General features: G+C 67.5%; 20 protein-coding genes. 10 read left to right on the top strand and 10 right to left on the bottom strand.

Annotated elements, in window-relative coordinates:
• Window positions 1-4: 4 nt before the first annotated feature.
• Both G4D77_RS13155 and G4D77_RS13150 read left to right on the top strand, forming a co-directional pair.
• A complete protein-coding gene (locus tag G4D77_RS13155; protein ID WP_016446608.1) occupies window positions 5-679 on the top strand; it encodes a response regulator in 675 nt (224 codons plus the stop codon).
• On the top strand, window positions 672-2099 hold the full coding sequence (locus G4D77_RS13150) for an ATP-binding protein (RefSeq protein ID WP_061287197.1): 1428 nt from the start codon (window positions 672-674) through the stop codon (window positions 2097-2099). The genes G4D77_RS13155 and G4D77_RS13150 overlap by 8 nt, the downstream gene beginning before the upstream one ends.
• Here the strand turns inward: G4D77_RS13150 and G4D77_RS13145 are convergent.
• Window positions 2051-3337 carry an aminopeptidase gene (locus G4D77_RS13145; protein WP_154836432.1) on the bottom strand — a complete coding sequence of 429 codons (1287 nt, stop codon included), beginning with the start codon at window positions 3335-3337 and terminating at the stop codon, window positions 2051-2053. The genes G4D77_RS13150 and G4D77_RS13145 overlap by 49 nt on opposite strands.
• A 22-nt stretch (window positions 3338-3359) precedes the next feature.
• On the opposite strand from G4D77_RS13145, the gene G4D77_RS13140 reads away from it, so the two are divergent.
• From G4D77_RS13140 to G4D77_RS13130, 3 genes are read left to right on the top strand one after another with little or no spacing between them, the layout of a single operon-like run.
• Complete coding sequence (locus tag G4D77_RS13140; RefSeq protein ID WP_154835909.1) at window positions 3360-3968, top strand: hypothetical protein; 609 nt, start codon at window positions 3360-3362, stop codon at window positions 3966-3968.
• Between the two features lie 24 nt (window positions 3969-3992).
• On the top strand, window positions 3993-5321 hold the full coding sequence (locus G4D77_RS13135; protein ID WP_154835907.1) for a class I SAM-dependent methyltransferase: 1329 nt from the start codon (window positions 3993-3995) through the stop codon (window positions 5319-5321).
• Window positions 5322-5354: 33 nt separating this feature from the next.
• A complete protein-coding gene (locus G4D77_RS13130; protein ID WP_016446603.1) occupies window positions 5355-5684 on the top strand; it encodes a DUF1840 domain-containing protein in 330 nt (109 codons plus the stop codon).
• 22 nt (window positions 5685-5706) lie between these two features.
• On the opposite strand, the gene G4D77_RS13125 is transcribed toward G4D77_RS13130, so the two are convergent.
• On the bottom strand, window positions 5707-6690 hold the full coding sequence (locus G4D77_RS13125) for an aldo/keto reductase (RefSeq protein ID WP_154835905.1): 984 nt from the start codon (window positions 6688-6690) through the stop codon (window positions 5707-5709).
• Window positions 6691-6841: 151 nt separating this feature from the next.
• On the opposite strand from G4D77_RS13125, the gene G4D77_RS13120 reads away from it, so the two are divergent.
• On the top strand, window positions 6842-7726 hold the full coding sequence (locus G4D77_RS13120; protein WP_017406673.1) for a LysR family transcriptional regulator: 885 nt from the start codon (window positions 6842-6844) through the stop codon (window positions 7724-7726).
• A 64-nt stretch (window positions 7727-7790) separates the two neighbouring features.
• Window positions 7791-8306, top strand: coding sequence for a hypothetical protein (locus G4D77_RS13115; RefSeq protein WP_016446600.1), 516 nt, complete (start codon window positions 7791-7793; stop codon window positions 8304-8306).
• Window positions 8307-8415: 109 nt separating this feature from the next.
• Here the strand turns inward: G4D77_RS13115 and G4D77_RS13110 are convergent, their stop codons facing one another.
• The 8 genes from G4D77_RS13110 to G4D77_RS13075 all read right to left on the bottom strand — a co-directional run bounded on the left by G4D77_RS13110 (window position 8416) and on the right by G4D77_RS13075 (window position 18406).
• Window positions 8416-9405 carry a tripartite tricarboxylate transporter substrate-binding protein gene (locus tag G4D77_RS13110; RefSeq protein WP_016446599.1) on the bottom strand — a complete coding sequence of 330 codons (990 nt, stop codon included), beginning with the start codon at window positions 9403-9405 and terminating at the stop codon, window positions 8416-8418.
• Between the two features lie 242 nt (window positions 9406-9647).
• Window positions 9648-10895: a phenylacetate--CoA ligase family protein gene (locus G4D77_RS13105; protein ID WP_154835901.1), complete on the bottom strand. Its 1248-nt coding sequence runs from the start codon at window positions 10893-10895 to the stop codon at window positions 9648-9650.
• Window positions 10896-11085: 190 nt separating this feature from the next.
• A complete protein-coding gene (locus G4D77_RS13100; protein ID WP_016446597.1) occupies window positions 11086-11919 on the bottom strand; it encodes an ABC transporter ATP-binding protein in 834 nt (277 codons plus the stop codon).
• A gap of 173 nt (window positions 11920-12092) precedes the next feature.
• Window positions 12093-13409, bottom strand: a complete 1317-nt coding sequence (locus tag G4D77_RS13095; RefSeq protein ID WP_016446596.1) for an ABC transporter substrate-binding protein — start codon at window positions 13407-13409, stop codon at window positions 12093-12095.
• 230 nt (window positions 13410-13639) lie between these two features.
• Window positions 13640-14704: a branched-chain amino acid ABC transporter permease gene (locus G4D77_RS13090; protein ID WP_016446595.1), complete on the bottom strand. Its 1065-nt coding sequence runs from the start codon at window positions 14702-14704 to the stop codon at window positions 13640-13642.
• A gap of 24 nt (window positions 14705-14728) precedes the next feature.
• Window positions 14729-15658 (bottom strand): branched-chain amino acid ABC transporter permease, encoded by a 930-nt coding sequence (locus tag G4D77_RS13085; protein ID WP_016446594.1) that lies wholly within the window; start codon window positions 15656-15658, stop codon window positions 14729-14731.
• Window positions 15659-15668: 10 nt separating this feature from the next.
• The gene (locus G4D77_RS13080; protein ID WP_013804350.1) at window positions 15669-16454 is read right to left on the bottom strand and encodes an ABC transporter ATP-binding protein; all 786 of its coding nucleotides are present in this window, start codon (window positions 16452-16454) and stop codon (window positions 15669-15671) included.
• 14 nt (window positions 16455-16468) lie between these two features.
• Entirely contained in the window at window positions 16469-18406 is a 1938-nt protein-coding gene (locus G4D77_RS13075; RefSeq protein WP_017405426.1) for an AMP-dependent synthetase/ligase, read from the bottom strand.
• A gap of 320 nt (window positions 18407-18726) precedes the next feature.
• Between G4D77_RS13075 and G4D77_RS13070 the strand changes: the two genes are divergently transcribed.
• The 3 genes from G4D77_RS13070 to G4D77_RS13060 all read left to right on the top strand — a co-directional run bounded on the left by G4D77_RS13070 (window position 18727) and on the right by G4D77_RS13060 (window position 21264).
• Window positions 18727-19455: a Crp/Fnr family transcriptional regulator gene (locus G4D77_RS13070; protein ID WP_016446592.1), complete on the top strand. Its 729-nt coding sequence runs from the start codon at window positions 18727-18729 to the stop codon at window positions 19453-19455.
• A 160-nt stretch (window positions 19456-19615) separates the two neighbouring features.
• Complete coding sequence (locus G4D77_RS13065; RefSeq protein ID WP_017405425.1) at window positions 19616-20353, top strand: type IV toxin-antitoxin system AbiEi family antitoxin; 738 nt, start codon at window positions 19616-19618, stop codon at window positions 20351-20353.
• Window positions 20350-21264 (top strand): nucleotidyl transferase AbiEii/AbiGii toxin family protein, encoded by a 915-nt coding sequence (locus G4D77_RS13060; protein ID WP_154835899.1) that lies wholly within the window; start codon window positions 20350-20352, stop codon window positions 21262-21264. The genes G4D77_RS13065 and G4D77_RS13060 overlap by 4 nt, the downstream gene beginning before the upstream one ends.
• Window positions 21265-21275 lie beyond the last annotated feature (11 nt).

Here is a 21275-nt window from a genome sequence, read left to right as displayed (position 1 = left end):
TCCCATGCGAATCCTGCTGGTCGAAGACGATGAGGCCCTGGCCCAGGCGGTGGGCAGCTATCTGCGCTCCAAGGCCTTTCTGATCGACAGCGTGCCTTCTCTGGCCCAGGCGCGCGCCTGCCTGGCCGGTGCCAGCTACGCGGCCGTGCTGCTGGACCTGCACCTGGCCGACGGTGACGGCCTGGCGCTCATGCCCACGCTGCGCCGGCTGGCGCAGCCTCCCGTCACCATCGTGCTGACGGCCCGCGACCAGGTCAGCGACCGCATCCGCGGGCTGGACGCGGGCGCCGACGACTATCTGGTCAAGCCCTACGACCCCGAGGAACTGCTGGCCCGCCTGCGCGCCGTGAGCCGGCGCGGCGGTGGCATGCAGGCCGGGCAGGACGCCGTGCTGCGCATGGGCACGCTGGAGATCGACCTGGCCCGTGAAATGGTGCGCGACGCCGGCCGCACCCTGCTGCTCACGCCCAAGGAATGGGCGCTGCTGCGCGTGCTCACGGCCCAGCCGCAGCGTGTGCACGCGCGCGAGCATCTGCTCGATGCGCTCTACGGCTTCGATGCCGAGGCCGACAGCAACACGCTGGAAGTGTTCATCAGCCGGCTGCGCCGCAAGCTCGGGCGCGACCGCATCCTGACCGTGCGCGGCACCGGCTACCGCCTGGCCCTCGAGCATGGATGAGCCGCAGCGCTACAGCCTGGCGCTGCCGCCCCGTCTGGCCGACCAGCTGGCCCGCGAGCTGACACTGGCCCTGGCCGCCGTCTGGCTGGCCTGCGTGCTGGCGCTGGCCTGGTATGTCAGCCACATCGTGCACCACAACTTCGACCAGGAAATGATCGACAGCGGCCACCGCCTGCTGGAGGTGGCCGTGCACCAGCTGGAACAGGAAGACCACTCGCGCGAGGGCGTGCAGCGCCCGCATGTGGCCTCGCAGCCGGGCGACGAGGCCGAGGATCTGGTCTACCAGCTGCAGGACGGCCGCGGCAACGTGCTGCTGCGCACCCAGGCCGCCCCCGTGGCGGCCTTTGCCGTGCCCATGCGCGAGGGCTTCTACGAGCGCGAGGGCTGGCGCATCTATGTGGTGGCCCATCCCCGGCAGCCGCTGTTCCTGATGCTGGCCGATCCGATGGTCGAGCGCAGCGAGGCGCTGCAGCGGGCGCTGCTGGCGCTGGGCTCGGTGATGGTGGTCATGCTCGCCCTCATGGGCTGGGCGCTGCGCGTGACCGCGCGGCGGCGCCTGCGCGTGCTGCGCGACATGCAGCTGCAGCTGAGCGAGCGCGGCGGCTCCAACCTGGAGCCGCTGGACCTGGACGCCATGCCGCGCGAGCTGTGGCGGCTGGGCCGGGGCATCAACCACCTGATGCAGCGCCTGTCGCATGCGCTGCAGGTGGAGCGCTCCATGGCCGCCAATGCGGCCCACGAGCTGCGCACGCCGCTGGCCGTGGCCACGCTGCGCTTGCAGACGGCCCTGGACCGTGGCGTGGACAACGCCGACGTGCGGGCCGCGCACGAGGCGCTGGAGCGGCTGAGCCAGCGCACGGAAAAGCTGCTGCAGCTGTCGCGCGCGGCCTCGGGCTCGGCGCTGGCGCAGGACGATGTGCGGCTGGATACGCTGGCCAGCATGGTGGCCTCCGAGTTCTGGCAGCAGGACGAATCCACCCAGCTGCGGCTGGACGTGGTGCTGCCCGAGCAGCCCTGCGGGCCGGTGGCGGGCGACGTGGACACGCTGGCCATTGCCTTGCGCAACCTGGTGGAGAACGCGCTGCGCTACAGCGATGGCTCGGAGGTGCTGCTCGAAGTCTGCGACAGCCATACCGTCCAGGTGCGCGACGAGGGGCCGGGCATGGACGCCGTGGCGCTGGGCACCGCGCGCGAGCGCCATGTGCGCCATGTGGACGATCTGCGCCTGCCCCAGGGCGCCGTGCGCGAACTGGCATCGCCGGGCTATGGCCTGGGCCTGTCCATCGTGTCCATGATCGTGGCCCAGCACGGCGGCAGCCTGCAGCTGCAGTCGCCACCGCCTGGCAGCTCCAGCGGCCTGCTGGCACGCATTCAGTTGCCGGGGCGCGATCCGTCCGCAGATTCCGACGCCCCGGCCTGAGCCGGGGCGCAGGCAGACGGCAGGGGCGCATCGGCCGGCATGTGCCTGCACAGCCTGGCGTTGCGCTGCGCTGCGGGCAGGGCGGCCAGCTGCCGCACCTCGGCATAGAAACGCTGCCAGCCCTGGATTGCCTCGTTGCCGGGCTGGGCCTGGGCCGGAGCTTGGGTCTTTGCTTGGGCCTGGGCCTGGTGCCACAGCGCGGTGAAGGCCGGCACCCAGTCGTCATAGGCGGCCAGCGCGCCGAAGCTGGCGTTGTTGGCATCGGCCACCCATTGGTCCAGCCGGGCCTGGTGGCGTTCGTAGAGCTGGCGCTGTGCATCGGTGGTCAGCAGGGCCGCATCGGCGCTGCGCCATTGCGCACGCAGCGCAGCGTAGTCGCTGCGCAGCTGCTGGTAGATCTGCGCCTTGGCCTGCTGCATGGCGGGGCCGCGCTGCGGGTCCTGGTACAGCTGCTGCAGCGCCTGGCGCGTGCGCCCGGTCAGTGCCCGCCACTGCGTACGCCGCAGCTGGCTGGACTCCCAGCGCGCGCGGGCGGCTGGGCCGGCCTCGGTGGCCAGCCACAGCGTTGCGCCCAGGCGCTCCACGGTGGTGGCAAAGGATTCGTTGAAGGCGGTATCGCCGGCCACGTAGACCACCTGGTGGGCCAGCTCATGGAACAGCAGGCCGGCGAACTCGCCCTCGCCCCAGCCCACGAAGGTGTTGAGCAGCGGATCGCCCCCCAGCCAGTTCAGGTAGCCCAGCGTGGAATAGGCGGGCACGCCGTAGCTGCCGGACTCCAGGCCCTGGTCGGCCAGCAGCCGGGCCTGGGCCACGGCGTCTGCCTCGGAAAAGTAGCCCCGGTAGCCCACGCAGCCGGCCACGGGAAAGCACCAGCGGTGCAGCTCCAGGCTGTCGGGCGGCGCGGCCACCACGTTCCACACGGCAAAGGGCCGCTGCAGATCGGCGTAGCGGCGGTAGCTGGCGTTGTCGGGCAGGCCCAGCCGTTGCACGGCGAAGCTGCGCATGCGCTGGGCCGCAAGCAGGCGCTCGCGCAGCGCGGGTGCCAGGTTGTCGTCCTGCAGCCAGTCGTCAATGGGGCGGCTGGCCTGCAGCAGGTGTATCTGGCCGCGCAGGCTCTGCCAGTAATAGCCCAGGCCGTCGCCGCCGGCCCCTGTGCTGGCACAGCCGCCCAGCAGCAGGCCTATGCCCGCCAAAATCGCGGGCAGGCCGCGCCTGACTACACTCAAGCCTTCACGCACCCTTGGCCCCCTTGCTGCTTTCATGGACTTCTTCACGCTGGCGATCATTGTCTTCATCGCAATCTACCTTCTCAAGACGCAGGAGCAGCGCCGGCATACCCTGCTGCTGGCCCAGTATCTGGGGCGTTTCCAGATCGAGAAGCTGATGGGCGGCCTGATCGAAGGCTATCTGCGCGCCCTGGGCGAGAACGACGAGCAGCGCCGCGCCCAGATCTGGACCGTGCTGGACAACACCGAAACCAGCCTGGTCGAGCAGTTCCAGCGCTTTGCCAAGGAAATGGCCTCGGCCGATCCGCAGCTCACGCGCGTGAGCACGCTGCCCGTGGCGCTGCCCTATCTGGACCGGCTGTTCCCGTCGTCCGGCTTCGATCTGCGCGACGCCATGCAGCTGCATGCGCGCGGCATTGCCTCCGTGCGCGTGGCCGACAGCGCCACCGAGGACGAACGCCGTGCGCGCGCCTTCATGATGACGGCCGAGCTGTTGCTCATGCAGTACACCTGTCATTGGTTTTGCAAATCGCGCGCCGTGGCATCCCTGCGGCTGGTCGCACGGCACAAGACGCCCTTCGAGCAAGTGCTTGCTTCGGTGAGTGACCAGACACGGCGCGACTACAGGCAGCTGATCGCCTGATCGCCCCTTCTGTGGCGGGGCGCCATGCCCCGCCATGCACAGCCCAGGCTGCGATTGACGCAGTGCGGCTTGCTGTCAAAAATGAACGCCATGACACAAGTGCTGAGCTCCATCGAGGCGCGGCTGGCGTCTCTCCCTGTTCCCGTGGCCGTGATCCTGCCGTCCGGCCAGCGCGCCGGTCCTGCGGATGCGCAGGTGGTGCTGCATTTCCAGTCCATGGCGGCCATGGCCAGCCTGGCGGCCGGGCAGATAGGGACACTGGGCAGTGCCATCGTGGAGGGGCTGGTACGCATCGATGGCCGCATGCGCGACGTGATGGCGGTGGCCGCCAGCCTGCTGCAATCCGATCCGGTGCGCGGCACATCGCACTGGTGGGTGCATGCCATGGCCCGCATGCGCTCCATGGCCGCGCACACGCTGGCGCGCGACGCCCAGCAGATCCAGTTCCACTACGACATCTCCGACGACTTCTACGGCCTGTGGCTGGACCCGCGCCGCGTCTATTCCTGCGCCTACTTCCGCGATCCGCAGATGACGCTGGCCCAGGCCCAGGAGGCCAAGCTCGACCACATCTGCCGCAAGCTGGACCTGCGGCCCGGCGAGCGTTTCCTGGACATCGGCGCGGGCTGGGGCGCGCTGCTGCTGTGGGCGGCCGAGCATTACGGCGTCACGGCCACGGGCATCACGCTCTCGCACAACCAGCACCGCCATGTGCAGCAGCTGATTGCCGAGCGCGGCCTGCAGGGCAGGGTGGACATGCAACTGCTGGACTACCGCGCGCTGGCGCCCGGCCAGCCCTTCGACAAGATAGGCTCGGTGGGCATGTTCGAGCATGTGGGCCAGGCCCAGCTGCCCGAGTACTTCCAGACCGTGCACCGCCTGCTGCGCCCGGGCGGCATGGCGCTGATCCACGGCATCACCGCGGGCGGCGTGGACAACACCCAGCTGGGTGCGGGCATGGGCGAGTTCATCGACCGCTACATCTTCCCCGGCGGCGAGCTGATGCATGTGAGCCGCGTGCTGCACGACATCGGCCACAGCGGGCTGGAAATGGTGGACACGGAGAACCTGCGGCCCCACTACGCACGCACGCTGTGGAATTGGTCCGACGCACTGGAAGCCCAGCTGCCGCAGGCGCAGCGTATCCTTGAGCAGCATGCCGATGCCGAAGGTGCCGCCAAGGTGCTGCGCGCCTACCGGCTCTATCTGGCGGGTTGCGCCATGGGCTTCGAGCGCGGCTGGATCGCCCTGCACCAGATGCTGTGCACGCATCCCGACGGACGGCTGCAGTCGGGGTCCATGGTGGGAGCCCAATCGGACTATGCTTTCAACCGCGAGTACATGTACCGCTGAGTGCATGACACGCCACACAGAAAAAGGATAGCCATGCTCTACAAGTTCAAGTCCCGTGCCACGGCCGACGTCATCATGCTCGAATCCAACGGCCGCCAGGTCCTGGAGATCGTCGGCAAGACGCCCGGCGCCAGCGGCATCATCACCGTCCAGCAGATCCCGGCCGCCATCGATGCGCTGGAAGCCGCCGTGGCCGATGACGATGCCCGCCGCAAGGCCAACCAGGAAGAGGATGCGCAGGATGGCGACCAGGACAATGCCGCACCGGGCGCACGCGATGCCGTCAGCCTGCGCCAGCGCGCTGCGCCCATGATCGACATGCTGCGCCGCAGCGCAGCCGAGAACAGCGACGTCACCTGGTAAGCCGGCGGCCCCCGCTGGCCCGTCAGGCGTTGATGCCCTTCATGCCTTCCTCCGTATAGCGCTGCCCGGCCACGGGCAGCTCGTCGCTGGCGCGCCGCAGCTCGTCCAGCTCGCCGGGCGTCAGTGCCACGCACAGCGCGCCCAGGTTGTCCTGCAGATGGGCGATGCGCCGGGTGCCCGGAATGGGCACCACGTCCGGCCCCTGGGCCAGCAGCCAGGCCAGGGCGATCTGCGCAGGCGTGCTGCCCTTGCGCTGCGCCAGGGCCGATACGGCACCCACCAGGGCCTGGTTGGTGTCGATGTTGCCGGGCTGAAAGCGCGGCAGGCTGGCGCGGAAATCGCCCTGCTCGAAGGCCGTGCCGCCATGAAAGCGTCCCGTGAGAAAGCCGCGCCCCAGCGGCGAATAGGCCACCAGCCCCACGCCCAGCTCGCGGCAGGCGGGCAGCACCTCGTCCTCCACCTCGCGCGTCCACAGCGAATACTCGGTCTGCACCGCCGCCACCGGGTGCACGGCATGGGCGCGGCGCAGCGTGGCTGCGCTGACCTCGCACAGGCCGATGCGGGCGATCTTGCCTTCCTGCACCAGGCGCGCCAGGCCTTGCATGGTCTCTTCGATGGGCCGCGTGGCATCGACGCGGTGCACGTAGTACAGGTCGATGCGCTCCACGCCCAGGCGCCGCAGCGAGTCCTCGCAGCTTTGCCGCGCGTACTGCGCGCTGTTGTCGATGCTGCGCCGGTACTCGCCGGCCTTGCGCACGATGCCGAACTTGGTGGCGATCTTCACGCGCGGGCGGCGCGATGCCAGGAAGCGGCCGATCAGCTCCTCGTTGTGGTGCGGCCCGTAGACATCGGCCGTGTCCAGGAAGTCGATGCCGGCCTCCACGGCATGGTCCAGTGCCTGCAGCGCCAGGGCGTCGTCGCGCGGGCCATAGAACTCGCTCATGCCCATGCAGCCCAGGCCCAGGGCGGATACCTGCAGATCGTGGCCAAGTGTGCGTTGTTGCATTGCATATCCTCTTGCTGAAACAAGGGGCCAGTATGGTTTTCCGGGGTGGGCTTGCCTACTGAGAAAATCGCGCTTCGATCTTCCATTTCCGGAAAACATTTCCACAAAGGCTCTCCGCAAGGGCTTTCCAGGAAAACCAAGGAGCACTTCATTGCAGTGGGACGACGCCCGCATCTTCCTGGCCATTGCCCGCGCCGGCAGCCTGAGCGGCGCCTCGGCCGCGCTGGGGCTGGGCGTGGCCACGGTCTCGCGCCGGCTGGACCGGCTGGAGTCCGCGCTGGCCATGCCGCTGTTCAGCCGCCACCAGAGCGGCTATCGGCTCACGGCCGACGGCCAGGCGCTGCTGGCCCCGGCCGAGACGCTGGAGCAGGCGGCCCAGGCCCTGGGCGATGCCGCGCACAGCCAGGCGCAGGTCGCGGGCGTGGTGCGGCTGGCCACGGCAGAGAACCTGGCCAACCCGCTGATCGTGCCCTCGCTGGCGCAGTTGTTCGCGCGCCATCCGGGGCTGCGCGTGCAGCTGGTCAGCGGCGTGCAGACGCTGAACCTGCACCGGCGCGATGCCGACCTGGCCGTGCGCATGACCCAGCCCGAGGCCGGCCACGTCACGATCCGGCGCCTGGGAACGCTGGGTTTCGGCTTGTACGGATCGGCCGGCCATGTTGCTGGCCGCGCTGGCCGGAGCGGCCCGGACCCCTTCGAAGGCGACGCCTTCATCGGCTGGGACGACAGCCATGCCCACCTGCCCGCCGCACGCTGGATGGCGCGCGCCCTGCGCGGGCGTCCCTGCCGGCTGGAGACCAACACCCTGTCCGCGCAGCTGGCCGCGGCCCAGGCGGGCCTGGGCCTGGCCGTGCTGCCGCATTTCCTGGCGCGGCAGGCGGGGCTGGTCTGCGTGGAGCCGCAGCTGGGCGCCGATCAGCCCATCTGGCTTGCCATGCATGCCGACCTTGCCCATTCGCGGCGGGTGCGGGCCGTGGCGGACCACCTCATTGAACTGTTCGAGCGGCGGCATGCCGAACTCGAAGGCCCGGCCTGAGCCGCAGCAGGGGCCGCGCGCCGTGTTAAACACGCACGCAGATTGCGAGAAAGAAAGGACTTCCATGCACCGCCTCCGTCATTCCTCCCGATTCCTGCCCTGGCTGGGCGCGCTGGCCGCCACGCTGGCGCTGGCCGCCTGCGCCGACAGGCCCAAGGCGCCCACCGGCCCGCAGGCGCCCCCGGGAGCGGCGGCGGCCGTGTATTCGCTGCTGTTTCTGGACAACGCCTCCAACCTCGGCCCCAAGGCGGCGGCCTACTGCATAGGCAACGGCCGTGGATGGGCGCTGCTGGACCCCGATGCCGGCACGCTGGCCCTGCTCAGCGGCCAGAGCCAGGTGCGGCCGGCTTCGGCCTGCGACGTGGGCAAGGGCGGCGAGCAGGTGCTGGACCGGGCCAGCGGCCGGCCGGCGCTGATGTTCGGCGTCGAGCTCGTGCACTGCACGGCCTCGGGATCGCAATGCCTGATGCGCGGCAGCTACTACGAAGGTCCCGGCAACACGCAGAGCAACCTCTACAACGCAAGCCAGCGCGGCGGCAGCTGGCAGGCCGTGATGGCGCTGCGCGGGCCGGCGCCCTGAACCCTGCATCGCCGCTGTCGCGCCGTCCCCGCCAACGAAAAAGCCCGGCCGAAGCCGGGCTTGATCGTGGTTGCAACCGGGCGATCCGTCGCGGTGGTGGTCCTCGGGATCAGTCGGCGTAGGTGCCGGCTGCCTTGATGACCTTGCCCCACTTCTCGATCTCGGCCTGGACGAACTTCTTGTGGCCTTCGGGTTCGATGCGGCCGTCGCTGGCGATCACGGCGCCCAGGGCTTCCTGGCGCTTGATGAACTCGGGGTCCTTGAGGGCGGCCTTCATGGCCTCGTTGACCTTCTTGACGACGTCGGCCGGCGTGCCCTTGGGCGCGTACAGGCCATGCCAGATGGTGACCTGGAAGTCAGGCACGCCCACTTCGGCCAGCGTCGGCAGGTCCTTCAGTGCGGGCATGACCAGGCGCTTGGGCGTGGTCACGGCATAGGCCTGGACCTTCTTGGCCGTGATCTGGCCCGTGGTGTTGGTGGTCTGGTCGCACAGCAGGTCGACCTGGTTGCCGATCAGGTCGGCGATGGCCGGCGCGGCGCCCTTGTAGGGCACGGGCGTCATTTCGGTCTTCATGGCCGCCTGCAGCATCAGGCCGCACAGGTGGGAGGCGGAACCGATGCCGGCATTGGCCAGGTTGACCTTGCCCTGGTTCTTGCCGATCCAGTCCTTGACCTCGGCGAAGTTCTTGGCCGGCAGGCTGGGGCGGCCGATCAGGGTCATGGGCACGTCGTTGATGATGCCGGCGTACTCGAAGTCGTTGAGCACGTTGAACGACAGCTTGCGGTACAGCGACGGGATCGTGGACATGCCGATGTGGTTGATCAGCAGCGTGTAGCCGTCAGGGCGGGCACGTGCAGCCTTGGCCGTGCCGATGGTGCTGCCGGCGCCGTCGGCGTTGTCCACCACGATGGTGGCATTGTTCAGATGCTTGCGCATGGACTCGGCCAGATCGCGGGCCACCTTGTCGGTCGGGCCGCCTGCGGTGAACGGCACGATGAGGGTGATCGTCTTGCCTGCGGCAGGATAGTCCTGCGCATGAGCGCCAATGGCTGCGCCGGCTGCCAGGGCGATGGCTGCGATCTTGAACAATGCTTTCATAGTGTCTCCAGGTGAATGGCGTGCAAATGATAGGGGGCGATGCGTTTTCGCCCTAAAGGGCAAACACGCAAAAGAAACCGAATGCACGAGGAGACGAATTTTAAGAATTGTTTCTATTGCGCCGCAGCAGATTCCCTTGCCATTGATCTAGTGCAAACCCTTGGAGGCTTGACAGGCGTCATGTTTTCAGGGATTGCGCCGGCTGCGCGGCGGCGCGGCCACCGTCCCCCGCGCCTCGGTGGCTACTTGTACGACCTCGCGTCTTCGATCACCTTGCCGTCATTGGGCAGCGTGCCCGGCAGCACCATCTGCACGTCGCCGCGCAGCTTGGTCACTTCGCGCACCGCGTCGGACAGCTGCTGGGCCAGGCCCGGCGAGGTCTCGCGGGTTTCGACCAGCAACTGCATCTGGTCATTGGCCATCTCGCCCGTGACCACCAGCCTTGCGCGCCCCACCTGCGGAAAGCGGCGCACGACGTCGGCAATCTGGCCCGGGTGCACGAACATGCCGCGCACCTTGGTGGTCTGGTCGGCGCGTCCCATCCAGCCCTTGATGCGTGCGTTGGTGCGGCCCGTGGGGCACTGGCCGGGCAGCACGGCAGAGAGGTCGCCCGTGCCGAAGCGGATCAGCGGGTAGTCGGGGTTGAAGGTGGTGATCACCAGTTCGCCCACCTCGCCGGGCGCCACGGGGTCGCCCGTGCCGGGGCGCACGATCTCGACGATGACCTGCTCGTCCAGCACCAGGCCTTCGCGCGCTTCGGTCTCGTAGGCGATCAGGCCCAGGTCGGCCGTGGCGTAGCACTGGTAGCCCGCGATGCCGCGCTCGGCCAGCCAGTCGCGCAGCGAGGGCGGAAAGGCCTCGCCCGAGACCATGGCCTTGGCCACGGACGGGATGGGCAGGCCCATCTCCACGGACTTTTCCACAATGATCTTGAGGAAGCTGGGCGTGCCCACGTAGCCGGCGGGACGCAGGTCGGCCATGGCCTGCACCTGCTGCTCGGTCTGGCCCGTGCCGCCTGCGAACACCGTGCAGCCCAGCGCATGGGCGCCGCTTTCCATCATCGAGCCCGCGGGCACGAAGTGGTAGCTGAAGCAGTTGTGCACCAGCTCGCCGGGCCGAAAGCCCGAGGCATGCAGCGCGCGCGCCATGCGCCAGTAGTCGGGGCGGCGGCTCTCGGGCTCGTAGATGGGGCCGGGGCTGCAGAACAGGCGCGGCATGGGCTGGCCCAGGCCGATGGCGTTGAAGCCGCCGAAGATCTGCGCGGGCCGCTGCTCGGCCTGGCGCTGCAGCAGCTCGTACTTGCGCGTCACCGGCAGGCGGGCCAGGGCCTCGCGGCTGGTGATCTGCGCGGCGTCGACGCCGTCCAGGATCCGGGCGAAGGCAGCCGACTGTTGCTGCGCATGGGCGATCTGTCGGGGCAGGGCGGCCAGCAGCGCTGCTTCGCGTTCGTCAGGGGTGCGCGTCTCCAGCGCGTCGTAGAAGGCACTCATGGCTAGTCCTGTATGTGGAAAAGGGCAGATGGAGTCCGGCCAGTGATAGTGGTTTATTCCAGAAATTCAGCAACGCCGTTGCCTGCGAAACCGGCGCGGCCCCAGGCGAGAGACACCGAGGAAGGGCCGCCCCGCACCGAGGGTGTCGTCCCCCTTTCAGGGGGAAGGCGCGAAGCGACTCAGGGGGTATTCATGCAAGCCAACGTTTTCTGCGCTTGTAGCTTTTCACGTCCTTGAAGCTTTTCCGCTCGCCGCCGCCCACGCCCAGGTAGAACTCCTTGACGTCCTCGTTGCTGGCCAGGTCCGAGGCTGCGCCGTCCATGACGATGCGGCCGCTTTCCATGATGTAGCCGTAGTCCGAGTACTTGAGCGCCATGTTGGTGTTCTGCTCGGCCAGCAGGAAGGTGACCTTTTCCTTGCTGTTGAGGTCGCGGACGATGTTGAACACCTCCTCGACGATCTGCGGGGCCAGGCCCATCGAGGGTTCGTCCAGCAGCACCATGCGCGGGTTGGCCATCAGCGCGCGGCCGATGGCGCACATCTGCTGCTCGCCGCCCGAGGTGTAGGCGGCCTGCGAGGTGCGGCGCGTCTTCAGGCGCGGAAAGTAGTTGTAGACCTTCTCGAGGTTGGCCGCGATCTCGCCCTTGTCGGTGCGCGTGTAGCTGCCGGTCATGAGGTTTTCCTCGATGGTCAGGTGGGCGAAGCAGTGCCGCCCCTCCATGACCTGGACCACGCCGCGCTGCACCAGCTCGGAGGGCGTGAGGCTTTCGATGCGCTCGCCCTCCAGCTCGATCGTGCCCTTGGTCACCTCGCCGCGCTCGCCCTTGAGCAGGTTGGAGATGGCGCGCAGCGTGGTGGTCTTGCCCGCGCCGTTGCCGCCCAGGATGGCCACGATGCTCTCGCGCGGCACTTGGAGCGAAACGCCCTTGAGCACCAGGATCACATGGTTGTAGATGACTTCGATGCCATTGACCACGAGCAGCGGATCGCTGGCGGCCGGGGCGGAGGTGGGTGCGGTGGTCATGGCGTCGTCCATGGGCGTTGATACGAAAGCGGAGTGCGGGGCCGCAACTCTCGAAGCATCTCTGCGCGGGGCATGCCCCAACTCAGGGACACCGAGGAAGGGCCGCCCCGCACCGAGGGTGTCGTCCCCCTCCCCCGCGAAGCGGGTAGAGAGGGGGAAGGCGCGCAAGCGCCTCAGGGGGTGCAAGTTCTAGCTTTTACGTTCTTTTCCTTGGCGTACTTGTCCGCGTACTCCTTGACCAGCGGTTCGACCATGGACTTGTCGGCCTGGTACCAGTCGGAGACCACCTTCCACTTGGCGCCATCCCACTGGGCGATGCGCGACCAGTCGGTGCCCAGGTGGTTGTCGCAGCTGGTCTTGACGGGGCGGATGATCTTGCCGAAGCCCAGCTCGTTGAGGCGCTCCTGCGTGAGGTTCAGGTTCTCCAGGCCCCAGCGCACCTGCTCGGAGGTCATGACCTTGCCCTTGCCGTATTTTTCCTGTGCCGTGCGGATGGCCTCCACCTGCAGCATGGAGATCACCATGCCGCGCGTATGGGCCATGGCGCCCAGTTCCTTGGCGTCGGTGGCCGTGCCCTGGCCCTTGTCGTAGACCATGGCCTTGACCTCGTCGTGCACCTTGTCGTGCTCGGCCGTGTTGTGGATGGTCACGGTGTTGTAGCCCTTGGCGCCGGCGCCGATGTCCTTCACGTCATGGTCCGAGCCGGCCCACCAGATGGAGTACATCTTCTCGCGCGGGTAGCCGGTGGCCTGCGCCTCGCGCACGGCCGTGGGCGTCATCACGCCGGCCGACCACAGCAGCACGTAGTCGGGGCGCTGCTGGCGGATCTGCAGCCAGGTGGACTTCTGCTCCACGCCGGGCGCCGTCACGGGCAGCAGCGTGAGGTCGAAGCCTTCCTTGGCGGCGCGCTTTTGCAGCAGCGGAATGGGTTCCTTGCCATAGGGCGAGTCGTGGTAGACCAGGGCGATCTTCTTGCCCTTGAGGCTGCCCTTTTCCTTCTTGAGGATGTCCTGGATGATGGAGTCGGCCGCCGTCCAGTAGTTGCCCAGCAGCGGGAAGTTCCACTCGAAGACCTTGCCGTCGGCCGACTGCGACAGGCCGTAGCCCGTGGTGATGATGGGCATCTTGTCGCCGGGCGCCTTGTCCGTCACGGCGAACGTGATGCCGGTGGACTGCGGATCGAAGCCCGCCGCGCCGCCGCCCTTGCCCTTCAGGCGCTCATAGCACTCCACGCCCTTGGCCGTGTCGTAGGCCGTCTCGCATTCCTCGTAGGCGATCTTCACGCCATTGATGCCGCCCTTGGCGTTGACCAGCTTGATGTAGTCCTGCTTGCCATCGGCCCATGGAATGCCCAGCGGAGCGAACTGGCCCGTGCGGTAGACCAGCAGCGGCACGAACTGGTCCTGGGCCTGGACGGCGGGGGCGGCCACGAGGCCGCCGATTCCGGCTGCGACGGTGGCGGCGGCGATGGCGACTTTCTTGAACATCATGACGTTGTCTCCTAGTTGGCTGGGGAAGATTCCCCGGTTATCCGGCACTCTGTGGCGCCCTGTCTCGATCAGAATCAAACATTCCATGTTTCCTGGCGCCATCTGTGGAACTGGCGAGCCCCAGGTCAGGGACACCGAGGAAGGGCCGCCCCGCACCGAGGGTGTCGTCCCCCTCCCTCGCGTAGCGAGTAGAGAGGGGGAAGGCGCGAAGCGACTCAGGGGGTGTCATATCAATGCGGGAAGGGCCAGACGCGAAGCTTTTGCCTTGCCGTTGCCCACAGCTTCGCGAGTCCGTGCGGCTCCACGATCAGGAAGAACACGATCAGCGCACCGAAGATCATGTGCTCCAGGTAGGTCGCCGTGGCCGTGGACAGCGGCAGGCCCAGCCAGTGAGGCACCTGGGTGAGCAGCAGCGGCAGCAGCACGAAGAAGGCCGCGCCGAAGATGCTGCCGACCACCGAACCCAGGCCGCCGATGATGATCATGAACAGCAGCTGCAGCGAGCGGTCCAGGCTGAAGGCCGCAGGCTCCCAGGCACCCAGGTGTACGAAGCCCCACAGCGCGCCGGCCACGCCGACGATGAAGCTGCTCACGGCAAAGGCGCTGAGCTTGGCGTAGGTCGGGCGGATGCCGATCACGCTGGCGGCCACGTCCATGTCGCGCATGGCCATCCATTCGCGGCCGATGGCGCCCCGCACCAGGTTCTTGGCGGCCAGGCCCAGCAGGCACAGGATGCCCAGGCACAGCAGGTACTTTTCCATGGGCGTGTCGATCTTCCAGCCCATGATGGACAGCGGGCCCGCGCTCACCGAGCCCGAGGAGGAGTTGTTCGTCACCCAGGCGGCGCGGCTGGTCAGCCAGTCCACGAAGAACTGGGCGGCCAGCGTGGCCACGGCCAGGTACAGGCCGCGGATGCGCAGGCTGGGCAGGCCGAAGATCACGCCGAAGACCATGGCCAGCACGCCGCCGCCGATCAGGGCCACCAGCAGCGGCATGCCCTCGAAACGCACCTGCAGGTTGTAGGCCGCATAGGCGCCCACAGCCATGAAGGCGCCCGTTCCCAGAGAGATCTGGCCGCAGTAGCCGACCAGGATGTTCAGCCCCAGCGCCGCCAGCGACATGATCAGGAAGGGGATCAGCACGGCCTGGAAGGTGTAGTCGCTGACGCTGAAGGGAATCACCAGGAAGGCGACGGCCAGCAGCGCCACGATGGCCCAGCGGTCCTGGGCGACGCCGAAGATCTGCTGGTCGGATGCGTAGGTCGTCTTGAATTGACCGTTCTCACGATAAAACATGGTGCAAGTTCTCCGTATACGGTCTCAGACGCGGTCGATGATCTTGTCGCCGAACAGCCCCTGGGGCCGCACGAGCAGGAAGCACAGGGCCAGGCCGTAGGCGAACCAGGTCTCGATGCCGCCGCCGACCATGGGGCCCAGGTAGACCTCGGAGAGCTTCTCGCCCACGCCGATGATCAGGCCGCCGATGATGGCGCCGGGCAGCGAGGTCAGGCCGCCCAGGATCACCACGGGCAGGGCCTTCAGGGCCACCAGCGACAGCGAGTACTGCACGCCCAGCTTGGAGCCCCAGATGATGCCCACCACCAGGGCCACGCCGCCGGCCACCGACCAGACGATGACCCAGATGCGCGACAGCGGGATGCCGATGGACTGCGCCGCCTGGTGGTCGTCGGCCACGGCGCGCAGCGCGCGGCCGGTCTTGGTCTTCTGGAAGAACACGCTGAGCGCGGCCACCAGCAGCGCGGCGATGCAGGCCGCATACAGGTCTTCCTGGCTCAGCAGCACGCCGCCCTCGAACAGGCCGTCGAGGATGAACATGGGGTCCTTGGGCATGCCCACGTTGATGCTGTAGACGGCGCTGCCGAAGATCATCGGGCCCAGTCCGTCGAGCAGGTAGGCGATGCCCAGCGTGGCCATCAAGAGCGTGATGGGCTCCTGGTTGACCAGGTGGCGCAGCGCCAGCCGCTCGATCACCCAGGCCACGACCACCATGATGGCCAGCGACACGCAGATGGCCAGCAGGTTGGTGAACCAGCCCGGCTCCATGCCGATCCACTTCGGGATCCACTCGGAAAAGCGCGCCATGGCCAGGGCCGAGAACAGCACCATCGCGCCCTGGGCGAAGTTGAACACGCCCGAGGCCTTGAAGATCAGCACGAAGCCGATGGCGATCAGCGCGTACAGCGTGCCCACCATGAGGCCGCCGAACAAGGTTTCCAGAAAAAATCCCATGTCAGTCCCCTCAGTGGCTGGTGCCAAGGTAAGCGCGGATCACGTCTTCGTTCTGGCGCACCTCGTCGGGTGCGCCGTCGCCGATCTTCTTGCCGTAGTCCAGCACCACGACGCGGTCGCTGATGTCCATGACCACGCCCATGTCGTGCTCGATCAGCACGATGGTGGAGCCGAACTCGTCGTTCACATCGAGGATGAAGCGGCACATGTCCTGCTTTTCCTCCACGTTCATGCCGGCCATGGGCTCGTCCAGCAGCAGCACCTGCGGCTGCATGGCCAGGGCGCGGCCCAGGTCCACGCGCTTTTGCAGGCCGTAGGGCAGCTGGCCCACGGGGGTCTTGCGGTAGGCCTGGATCTCCAGGAAGTCGATGATGTGCTCGACGAACTCGCGGTGGCGGATCTCCTCGCGCTGGGCCGGGCCCAGGCGCAGGGCCTGCATCAGGATGCCGCTTTTGATCTGCAGGTTGCGGCCGGTCATGATGTTGTCGATCACGCTCATGCCCTTGAACAGCGCCAGGTTCTGGAAGGTGCGCGCCACGCCCATCTCGGCCACCTGGCGGCTGTTCATGTGGCTGAAGGTCTTGCCCCGGAAGGTGATCGATCCCTCGGACGGGGTGTACACGCCGTTGATGCAGTTGAGCATGGAGCTCTTGCCCGCGCCGTTGGGGCCGATGATGGAGCGGATCTCGTGCTCGCGCACATCGAACGAGATGTCCGTCAGCGCCTTCACCCCGCCGAAGCGCAGGCTGATGTTCTTGATGTCGAGGATGACATCGCCGATCTTCTTGTGGGTCATGTCAGCGGCTCCGGTCAGGCCCTGGCGGTGGCAGCCACCGAATGGGTTTTGGCATCGATGATGGACAGCGTGGCGCTGACGCTGCCGGTGCGGCCGTCCTCGAACTTGACCTGGGTCTCGATGAACTGCTCACGCTTGCCCGTGTACAGCGCATCAACCAGCACGCCGTACTTGTCGGCGATGAAGCCGCGGCGCACCTTGCGCGTGCGGGTCAGCTCGTCGTCGTCGGGGTCCAGCTCCTTGTGCAGCACCAGGAAGCGCGCCACCTGCGTGTCGGCCATGCCGGCTTCGGCGGCCAGGTCGGCGTTCACCTGGGCCACGCAGTCGGCCACCATCTCCAGCACCTTGGCCTTCGATGCCAGGTCCACATAGCCGCCGTAGGGCAGGCCCTGGCGCTCGGCCCAGTTGCCCACGGCCTCGTAGTCGATGTTGATGAAGGCGCAGACCTGGTCGCGACCGTGGCCGAAGCACACGGCCTCCTTGATCTGGGGGAAGAACTTGAGCTTGTTCTCGATGTAGTTGGGCGCGAACATGGCACCCCGGCTGGTCTTGCCCACGTCCTTGGCGCGGTCGATGATGCGCAGCTGGCCGCTGGCGTCGATCACGCCGGCATCGCCCGTATGGAACCAGCCGTCGGCATCCACCACTTCGGCCGTGGCATCGGGGCGCTTGTAGTACTCCTTGAGCACGGACACGCCCTTGAGCAGCACCTCGCCGTTGTCGGCGATCTTCAGCTCGATGCCCGGTGCGGCCTGGCCCACGCTGCTCAGTTCCACCTGCCCGTCGCGCTGTATGCACACATAGGCGCAGGTCTCGGTCTGGCCGTAGAGCTGCTTGAGATTGATGCCGATGGAGCGGAAGAAGCGGAACAGCTCGGGCCCGATGGCCGCGCCCGCCGTATAGGCCACGCGGATGCGCGACAGGCCCATGGCATTGCGCAGCGGGCCGTAGATGCACAGGTCGCCCAGCGCGTACTTCAGGCGATCCAGCGCGCCCACCTTCTTGCCGTCCAGGATGTCCGATCCCACGCGCCGCGCCACGGCCATGGCGCGGCCGTACATCCACTGCTTGAACGGCGCGGCATCCTCCATGCGGATGGACACCGAAGTCAGCATGCCCTCGAAGATGCGCGGCGGCGCGAAGTAGTAGCTGGGGCCGATCTCGCGCAGGTCGATGGATACGGTCGAGGCCGACTCCGGGCAGTTGATGGTGAAGCCCGCCACCAGCCACTGCGCGAAGGAAAACAGGTGGTCGCCCACCCAGGCCGGAGGCAGGTAGGAGATCACGTTGTCGCCAGGGCCCAGGCGGTCCACCTGCACACCGCCGCGTGCCGACTCGCCAAAGCTGCGGTGGGTCTGGCACACGCCCTTGGGCTTGCCCGTCGTGCCCGAGGTGTAGAGGATGACGGACACGTCGTCGGGCGACAGCGCCGCCAGCATGGCATCCCAGGCGCCCGGGTGGGCGGCCTCCCATTCCTTGCCCTTTTGCAGCAGCGCCTCGGTGCTGATCAGCCCCGGCTGGTCGTAGTGGCGCAGGCCGCGCGGGTCGTCATAGATGATGTGGCCCAGGCCGCGGACGCTCTCGCGCACCTCCAGCAGCTTGTCCACCTGCTCCTGGTTCTCGGCGAAGGCGAAGTCGATCTCGGCATCCTCGATGACGAAGCGCATCTCGGCCGCCACCGCGTCCTGGTACAGCGGGATCGGCACGGCGCCCAGCGCCTGCACGGCCAGGAAGCCCATGTAGACATGGGGCCGGTTGTCGCTGATGAAGGCCAGATTCTGGCCGCGTGCCAGGCCCAGCGCCGCCAGGCCGCAGGCCATGTGGCGCACGGTCTGCGCGGCCTCGCTCCAGCTCCAGGTCTGCCAGATGCCGTATTCCTTCTCGCGCAGCGCCGGTGCCTGTGGGCGCTGGGCAGCATGCTGGAGCAGCAGGTGCGGGAACGTGGTCGTCATTCCATGTCCTTGGTTGTTCGTGGATGGTGGCCGCGTGGTGCAAATGCCCAGGCTGAGACCCACCGGCTTGGACTGCATCGTAGGACTGGCTTTGACGCCGTGGTGTCTGTTTGACGACAATCTTCGGGAAACTCATCATCGGGAAAACGCGCCGTAACAAATGGTGCCAAAACGGTCTCATTGCCCGTTGGGGGGCTTGCGCTCCAGCCCGTTCGCAGCGGGTCGCCGTCCTTCTGGAAATCCCGCTCACGCCAGCCACTGGCCTCGGGCAATGCTTGGGTGGTTTTGTTGATTCATCCGCGCACCCTCGCCGCGACTCCATGAGCCAAGAACTGTCACTGCACCAGCGCCGCCGTGCGCCCCGACCCGAGGAACTCGATGGCATTCCCTGGCTGGCCCTGCTCCAGCCCGCCGAGCGCGAGCGCGCGCACAAGGCGCTGGTCGTCGGCGACGCACAGTCCGGCGACTACGTCTGCCGCACCGGCCGCGCGCCCACCTACTGGTTCGGCGTGGTCGAAGGCCTGCTCAAGATGAACACCGATGGCGCCGATGGCGCCAGCATGACGCTGGCCGGCCTGCCTCCGGGCGGCTGGTTCGGCGAGGGCACGGCCGTCAAGCGCGAGCCCTACCGCTACAACGTGCAGGCCATCCGCAAAAGCGTGGTCGCCGGCCTGCCCATCGACACCTTCCACTGGCTGCTGGACCACTCCATCGGCTTCAACCGCTTCGTCATGAGCCAGCTCAACGAGCGCCTGGGCCAGTTCATCTCGGCCCGCGAAATCGACCGCCTCACCAACCCCGACCTGCGCGTGGCCCGCAGCCTGGCCGCGCTCTTTCACCCGCTGCTGTACCCGGGCGTGGGCGAGGTGCTGCGCATCACCCAGCAGGAGCTGGCCTACCTGGTGGGCCTGTCGCGCCAGCGCGTCAACGAGGCGCTGTCCGTGCTGCAGCGCGAAAACGCCATCGTCGTGGAGTACGGCGGCCTGCGCGTGCTCGACCTGGAAGCGCTGCGCAGCGGGCTGTTTGCGACGGCGCGGCGGGCGGCCTGAGCATGCGCGGCGTCCGCTTTGGCGCCGTACCCATCGGCATGGACCAGTACCGATGCATGTCGCCATGAAATTTTGAAAAGTATTGAAAATCGTAGTAGAACTACGATTAGAAGGAAATATCAAAGTTGCCCGTGTTTGGAATAAGTGCTTGAATCGCAGCATGACTACGACCGGGGCAAGCAAATTAAACGCGCTCTACACGCAGCTGCCTGCGGGCACACCCATCACCTCGCAGGATCTGGCAGGGCTGGGCATCTCCGCAGACCTGGCTGTCCACTACGTGCGCGCGGGCTGGCTGAAGCGCCTGATGCGGGGGGTCTTCTGCCGGCCCAACGACAGTCTGGCCCTGCATCCGAGCCTGGGCGTGCTGCAGCGCCGCCTGGAGGGCCTGCATGTGGGGGGCAAGTCGGCGCTGGACTGGTACGGCATGCGCCAGTATGTGGCGCAGCAGCCGGTGCTGCAGCTGTATGGCTGGGCCGCCGGGCAGCTGCCGCCATGGTTCACCGAGCGTTTTCCCGCTGAATACCACCGCAAGAGGCTGTTCGACGAGCAACCCGGTGCCTTGCTGCATGTCGGGCCCTTCGAACAACGCAGCGGTGCCGCCCAGGTCTCGGCGCCGGAGCGTGCACTGCTGGAGCTTCTGAGCGATGTGGGCGTGCGCCAGCCGCTGCAGGAAGCCAGGGAGCTGGTGGAGAGCGCGTACAGCCTGCGCGCCGATGTGCTGCGTGAACTTCTGCAGCGCTGCACCAGCGTCAAGACCGTGCGCCTGTGCCTTCAACTCGGGCGCGAGGGGGCGCTGCCCTGGGCTGCAAGGCTCGATCCGGCCATGCTGCCCACGGGCAGCGGCCGGCCCTGGGTGTCCCGATCAGCCGATGGTCTGTTGGTGCTCAAGGCATGAACCAGACCTATCTCGATACCGCGCGCCTGTTGACACAGGTCGCGCCGCTGGTGTTTGTGGATGACACGTTCGCGCTGAAGGGCGGAACCGCGATCAACCTGTTCGTGCGCGATATGCCGCGTCTGTCCGTTGATCTGGACCTGGTGTTTCCCGACCACAGGCCGTCGCGCGATGAGGCGCTGCAACGGATCAATGAGGCCATCCGGCAAGCGGCAGAACGTCTGACGAAGCGGGGCTTCCAGACCCATGCGCCGGTGGCTGCAGCGGGCCAGACCAAGCTGCTGGTGCGCCGCGGTCCCGTGCAGGTCAAGATCGAAGTGAACTATGTCATGCGGGGCACGGTGCTGCCGGTGCGGCAGGCCTCGCTCACGCCAACTGCGCGCGATGTGCTGATGGCTGACCTGGAGATTCCCGTGGTCTCCGCAGAGGACGTGTACGGCGGCAAGCTCGTGGCCGCCCTGGATCGGCAGCACCCGCGTGATCTGTTCGATGTGATGCAGCTGTTCGCGCACGGCGGCATCACTCCTGGCATCCGGCGCGCGTTCGTGGTCTATCTGGCCTGTAGCAACCGGCCGTTGCACGAAGTGCTGTTTCCTCCCTTGCGTGATGTCCGGCACGATTTCGAAAACAACTTCCGGGGCATGACGGCCGAGCCTGTGTCGCTGCAATCTCTGCTCGCAGCACGCGAGCGGTTGCTGCGGGAGCTTCAGCAAGGGCTGGATGCCAGTGAGCGGCGCTTTTTGCTGTCGCTGGCCGCTGGAGCCCCCGACTGGCCGGCGCTGGACATCGCCCATCTCGAACACCTGCCCGGCGTGCGATGGAAGGTGCAGAACCTGGCGCAGCTGCGCACGTCCCATCCCCGCAAGTTCGCCGAGCAGGCGGACCTGCTGGCCGCACGGCTGGCCATCTGACGCCAGCACTG

Origin of the sequence: Delftia sp. WY8 (assembly GCF_018437695.1) — a bacterium.
GTDB classification, from domain to species: Bacteria; Pseudomonadota; Gammaproteobacteria; order Burkholderiales; family Burkholderiaceae_C; genus Comamonas; species Comamonas tsuruhatensis.
The sequence above is the reverse complement of the archived record's forward strand: the minus strand, read 5'-3'. Positions and strand labels throughout refer to the sequence as shown.

Bases quoted from the DNA above. Each gene is read 5' to 3' on its own strand.
- G4D77_RS13155 (WP_016446608.1), top strand. From the start codon at position 5: ATGCGAATCCTGCTGGTCGAAGACGATGAGGCCCTGGCCCAGGCGGTG.
- G4D77_RS13150 (WP_061287197.1), top strand. From the start codon at position 672: ATGGATGAGCCGCAGCGCTACAGCCTGGCGCTGCCGCCCCGTCTGGCC.
- G4D77_RS13070 (WP_016446592.1), top strand. From the start codon at position 18,727: ATGAGCCAAGAACTGTCACTGCACCAGCGCCGCCGTGCGCCCCGACCC.
- G4D77_RS13110 (WP_016446599.1), bottom strand. From the start codon at position 9,405: ATGAAAGCATTGTTCAAGATCGCAGCCATCGCCCTGGCAGCCGGCGCA.
- G4D77_RS13125 (WP_154835905.1), bottom strand. From the start codon at position 6,690: ATGCAACAACGCACACTTGGCCACGATCTGCAGGTATCCGCCCTGGGC.
- G4D77_RS13105 (WP_154835901.1), bottom strand. From the start codon at position 10,895: ATGAGTGCCTTCTACGACGCGCTGGAGACGCGCACCCCTGACGAACGC.
- G4D77_RS13085 (WP_016446594.1), bottom strand. From the start codon at position 15,658: ATGGGATTTTTTCTGGAAACCTTGTTCGGCGGCCTCATGGTGGGCACG.
- G4D77_RS13100 (WP_016446597.1), bottom strand. From the start codon at position 11,919: ATGACCACCGCACCCACCTCCGCCCCGGCCGCCAGCGATCCGCTGCTC.
- G4D77_RS13075 (WP_017405426.1), bottom strand. From the start codon at position 18,406: ATGACGACCACGTTCCCGCACCTGCTGCTCCAGCATGCTGCCCAGCGC.
- G4D77_RS13135 (WP_154835907.1), top strand. From the start codon at position 3,993: ATGCCCCGCCATGCACAGCCCAGGCTGCGATTGACGCAGTGCGGCTTG.
- G4D77_RS13060 (WP_154835899.1), top strand. From the start codon at position 20,350: ATGAACCAGACCTATCTCGATACCGCGCGCCTGTTGACACAGGTCGCG.
- G4D77_RS13130 (WP_016446603.1), top strand. From the start codon at position 5,355: ATGCTCTACAAGTTCAAGTCCCGTGCCACGGCCGACGTCATCATGCTC.
- G4D77_RS13065 (WP_017405425.1), top strand. From the start codon at position 19,616: ATGACTACGACCGGGGCAAGCAAATTAAACGCGCTCTACACGCAGCTG.
- G4D77_RS13140 (WP_154835909.1), top strand. From the start codon at position 3,360: ATGGACTTCTTCACGCTGGCGATCATTGTCTTCATCGCAATCTACCTT.
- G4D77_RS13080 (WP_013804350.1), bottom strand. From the start codon at position 16,454: ATGACCCACAAGAAGATCGGCGATGTCATCCTCGACATCAAGAACATC.
- G4D77_RS13090 (WP_016446595.1), bottom strand. From the start codon at position 14,704: ATGTTTTATCGTGAGAACGGTCAATTCAAGACGACCTACGCATCCGAC.
- G4D77_RS13095 (WP_016446596.1), bottom strand. From the start codon at position 13,409: ATGATGTTCAAGAAAGTCGCCATCGCCGCCGCCACCGTCGCAGCCGGA.
- G4D77_RS13115 (WP_016446600.1), top strand. From the start codon at position 7,791: ATGCACCGCCTCCGTCATTCCTCCCGATTCCTGCCCTGGCTGGGCGCG.